Genomic DNA, 4,144 nt, shown 5'->3' with positions numbered 1-4,144 from the left:
CATTATAACTGGTTCGCTTTTTATATCGTTTCACTTTATCCGATCTGAGAAACCTTCCCTTCATCTTGATATTTCTCTTTCCCTATCGCCTTCATAAATAATAAAATACTGCTCATACCAACAATAAAGTACAGAGCACTCATGCCCCAAGATGCAATAAATGAACCTAACATAACACCTAATGCCCCGTTCATTTTCGCCATTTGAAAGACCATCCCGTTAATCGCCATATAAGAACCTCTTGCCTCATCCGGCACCATATCTGCCATAATAGATTGACGCACTGGCACATACATCATCTCGCCTACCGTTTGGAAAAGCCCTGCAATTAATAAAATCCATAAACTATTGCTCGTTCCGAGTATTGTAAATCCAATTGTATAAATGAATAAACCTACATATAAGATTTTCAAATCGTTGAAGCTTTTCAGCATTTTAATAAGGAGTGCCGAACATAACACAACTAAAATTGTATTCTCTGCTGAAATCCAGCTCATCATTCGAATACCTGTTAAATCAAACGTCACACCATTCCTAAAGAAAAAGTGCACCGTTTCAAATTCCTGCTGCAAACGTACTCCTAAATAATTATTAACCTGAAACTCTAAAGATAATGTACATATACTTGCTGCACAAAAAATTAAAAACGCTCTATCTTTTATTACGACTTTATAACTATCCGCCATATCTTTTAATACATTTTTCTTCTCCACCGTTTTTCGTGCTACATACACTTCTTCAATATATAGAGCCATCACATATAAAGTAATAACTGCAATAACTGTTAATCCAATAAACAATTGTAATCTATAGTTTTCAAACAATAGTCCTCCAAATATCGCTCCAATTGCAATGGATAAATTAATCGCCCAGTAGTTAATGCTGTACATCACTTTTCGATTTTCCGGTGTACTCACATCAATTAACATCGCCTCTGTCGCAGGATTCATAAGACCAGACCCTAAACTATTCACTAACATAAAGATAAATGTTAGCCACGGTGAATCTACATAATCTGAATTTGCAATCCCCATACAAGCGATTGAAATGACTTGTATACTTTGACCGATAATCATAACCTTTTTACGCCCAAGCCGGTCCCCAACATATCCACCGTATAAACCAATTACTAATGAAGCAATTACATTAATAAGTAGTAACGCACCAGCAATTGCACTACCTAATTTTATTGAAAAATAAATCGCCATAAATGGAAAAATCATCGTGGATACAGTACGTGTTAAAAACGAAGTTATAATTCTAATTTTTATATTTCGATGCATACTCCAAAATCCCATCGTTTCCCCCTCCTTATGCTTACTTATTTTACTTTGAAAAAAAGGAAGAAAAAGGTTAGAATATTCTAAAGAGTTTCCCCTTTTATAGATAGAAGGAAGTGTATATATGAAAATTATGGACTATTACATTAGACTAAGACTACATGCACAAGATCAAAAACATATACAAAATAGCTTACAAGAATTAGCGGATATTTTATATTGCAGTACGAAAAACGTAAAGATTTTATTAAAGAAAATGAGCGAGGAACAATTAATTAACTGGACTCCAGGGCGAGGCCGTGGGAATAAAACGGAAATTCTATTTATACATAATTTCGTAGAAGCGATTGAGTCCTATACAGATGAACTGTTAGCGCAAGAAAAATTAAAAGATATCTTTCTTCTTTTAAAAGAACCCCTACCCCTTGCACTTCAAAAAAAGATAGAAAATAAACTACATCATCATTTTGGATACGAACCTTCAAATGATATGTACGACATATTAAAGATTCCTATATCGAGAAAGATATTTCCATTAGATCCGGCTTTTGTGGCTGTAACTACAGAGAGCCATCTTACGAGTCAAATTTTTGATACGTTAGTCGTTTATAACGATGTTACTGAAAAAATGGAACCACACATTGCGCATACGTGGGAATTAAGTGGAGACGGGCTTACGTGGACTTTTTATTTACGAAAGGATGTATATTTTCATAACGAAACAGTTTTAACTTCTAAAGATGTACGATTTTCATTTGAAAGACTAAAAGAAATTCACTCTCCTTTCGAATGGTTAACAGAAGAAATTGTTCAAATTGAAACACCATCACCATTGCAAATTCGATTCCATTTAGCAAAACCAAATCTATTTTTCTTACACTATGTAAGTTCCATACAACTAGCAATTTTGCCACATGATGCTAGTATTGAAAATCATCATTATATAGGTACTGGACCTTTCAAACTTGCTCATTACTCTGAAGATAATATCGTGTTCGAAGCGTTCACTCATTATTTTAAAGAGCGCGCGTTATTAGACCGTATTGAATTTTGGGGTATTCCTGATCATGTACAAATCGATGCTGATTATGAACTACCAAATGAAGAAGAAAATGAAAGGCATAATATACAAATAGAAGAAATAGGTTGTATTTATGCTAGCTTCAACTTAAAAAAAACCGGTCCTCATCATGACATGTACTTTCGAAAGGCTTGGAGAGAACTATATGATGTTGAAACGATAATTCGTAGCATAGAAGGTAGACGAACAATTGCTGCATCAAGCTTTTTCCCTGAAAGAAGTCGCCAAGTTCCTAATAGGTCCTACTCTTTAGAAAAAGCGAAAGAGTATTTGAAAAAGAGTACCTATAATGGAGAAACGATACATATTTATTTCTTCGCATTTAAAGATAGTGCAAATGATGCACATTTCCTAAAAGCACGATGTAAAAGTTTAGGTATACAAGTAGAGCTTCACCCATTTCTCGTTTCAGATTATATGAATCGTTCTATTGATCAACATGCTGATATTATTTTTATGGGAGAAGTATTTGCTGCCGATCATGAACTTGCATTCTTAAATGTATTTAAAAATAAAAGTTGCTTCGTAAACCGGTTCATGGACCCGCACTATGAAAAACAAATTAACTGTTTGCTAGACACATTTTTATTAGAAGGAAATAAGGAGAAGCGCTACGAGCTCATGTATGAAATCGAAGAATTTTTACAAACAGAACACATCATTTTATTTAACTATCACGTTTTAAAAAGAAAAACATACCCTTCTTCTTTAAAAAATGTAACGATTGATTCATTCGGTTGGGCAAATTTTGCAAAGTTATGGATACAGCCATCCATGTCTTAAAATGTGAGTCATTATAAAAGGAGAGGAACTATGAAACGCAACCTAGAAAAAAGACTTTCCTATCTATACACAGGTGAGTTATTTTCAGTCATTACTTTTATCTTCACAAGTTACTTACTTAATTATGCTTATCCTACATTACATTTATATTCCCTATATTCTTTTTGGGTCTCATTTCTTCTTTTAGAGTTTATCTTATTACAAGGAGTAATTTACTGGTACGTAAAGTGGAAACGACTAAAAAAAGAGAAAACATCTGTTACGCCCATTAGGATGATTCAATATTTAAAAATACTTAAAAAGATAAATATAGCATTAATTATCACGGGATTTATTACGTTTACTATTGATTTTGTAATTTGGTATCCCCACTTACCTTTAGGTGGGCTATCATTCACCCTATTTATTTATATTTTTGCATTACTTGAGTACATTAACTATTATCATACTCAGCTTTCATACGATAACATCTCTGATATGAAACATTTAATCAAATCAAAAAAACTAAAGCAGTCCTGTATAAGTAAAGATTTTCAACGTATTTCATAAAAGAGAAGGTACTACATCCTTAGTAGTACCTTCTTCACAATACAAACTATTATTGAATTACTCCATCCAAGTGATTTTTCAAGTTCAATAAATATTGCTCAATATTCGGATTCTTCACCACATCATAACAAGCAAAGCTCTTTAACGGACTCATGCCAAGAAACTTTTGTACGCGATGTAAGTGACTAAGCGCTGACTCTAAACTTTCTCCTTCAAAAAACTTCGTCTTATCTCCAAATGCTTTTTCAGGTGCATTCCAAGTTGTAGAAAACATATATTGCTTCTCTTTTAGTAAACCACCTGTTCCATATTCATCAGCACCTTTAAAGAACAAACCGTATTCATACACTTCATCCATATATGTTTTAAATAGTCCAGGTACACTAAACCAATAAATTGGTGTTTGATAAATCACAACATCCGCCCATAAAAACTTCTCTTGCTCTTCTTT

General features: G+C 33.3%; 4 protein-coding genes. 2 read left to right on the top strand and 2 right to left on the bottom strand.

Annotation, left to right across the window (positions count from 1 at the left end; genetic code table 11):
* Positions 1-35: 35 nt before the first annotated feature.
* A complete protein-coding gene (locus JDS92_RS29720; RefSeq protein ID WP_199633013.1) occupies positions 36-1,298 on the bottom strand; it encodes an MDR family MFS transporter in 1,263 nt (420 codons plus the stop codon).
* Between the two features lie 106 nt (positions 1,299-1,404).
* Here JDS92_RS29720 and JDS92_RS29715 point away from each other — a divergent pair, with 106 nt between their 5' ends.
* Together JDS92_RS29715 and JDS92_RS29710 are read left to right on the top strand one after the other, a co-directional pair.
* Positions 1,405-3,144 carry an SgrR family transcriptional regulator gene (locus tag JDS92_RS29715; protein ID WP_199633012.1) on the top strand — a complete coding sequence of 580 codons (1,740 nt, stop codon included), beginning with the start codon at positions 1,405-1,407 and terminating at the stop codon, positions 3,142-3,144.
* 30 nt (positions 3,145-3,174) lie between these two features.
* On the top strand, positions 3,175-3,693 hold the full coding sequence (locus tag JDS92_RS29710; protein WP_000827930.1) for a hypothetical protein: 519 nt from the start codon (positions 3,175-3,177) through the stop codon (positions 3,691-3,693).
* A gap of 49 nt (positions 3,694-3,742) precedes the next feature.
* On the opposite strand, the gene JDS92_RS29705 is transcribed toward JDS92_RS29710, so the two are convergent.
* On the bottom strand, positions 3,743-4,144 hold a 402-nt coding region (locus JDS92_RS29705; RefSeq protein WP_199633011.1), incomplete at its 5' end, for an NAD(P)H-dependent oxidoreductase.

It is taken from the genome of Bacillus cereus group sp. N12, from assembly GCF_016483575.1.
In the GTDB taxonomy this organism is placed as follows: Bacteria; Bacillota; Bacilli; order Bacillales; family Bacillaceae_G; genus Bacillus_A; species Bacillus_A toyonensis.
The sequence above is the reverse complement of the archived record's forward strand: the minus strand, read 5'-3'. Positions and strand labels throughout refer to the sequence as shown.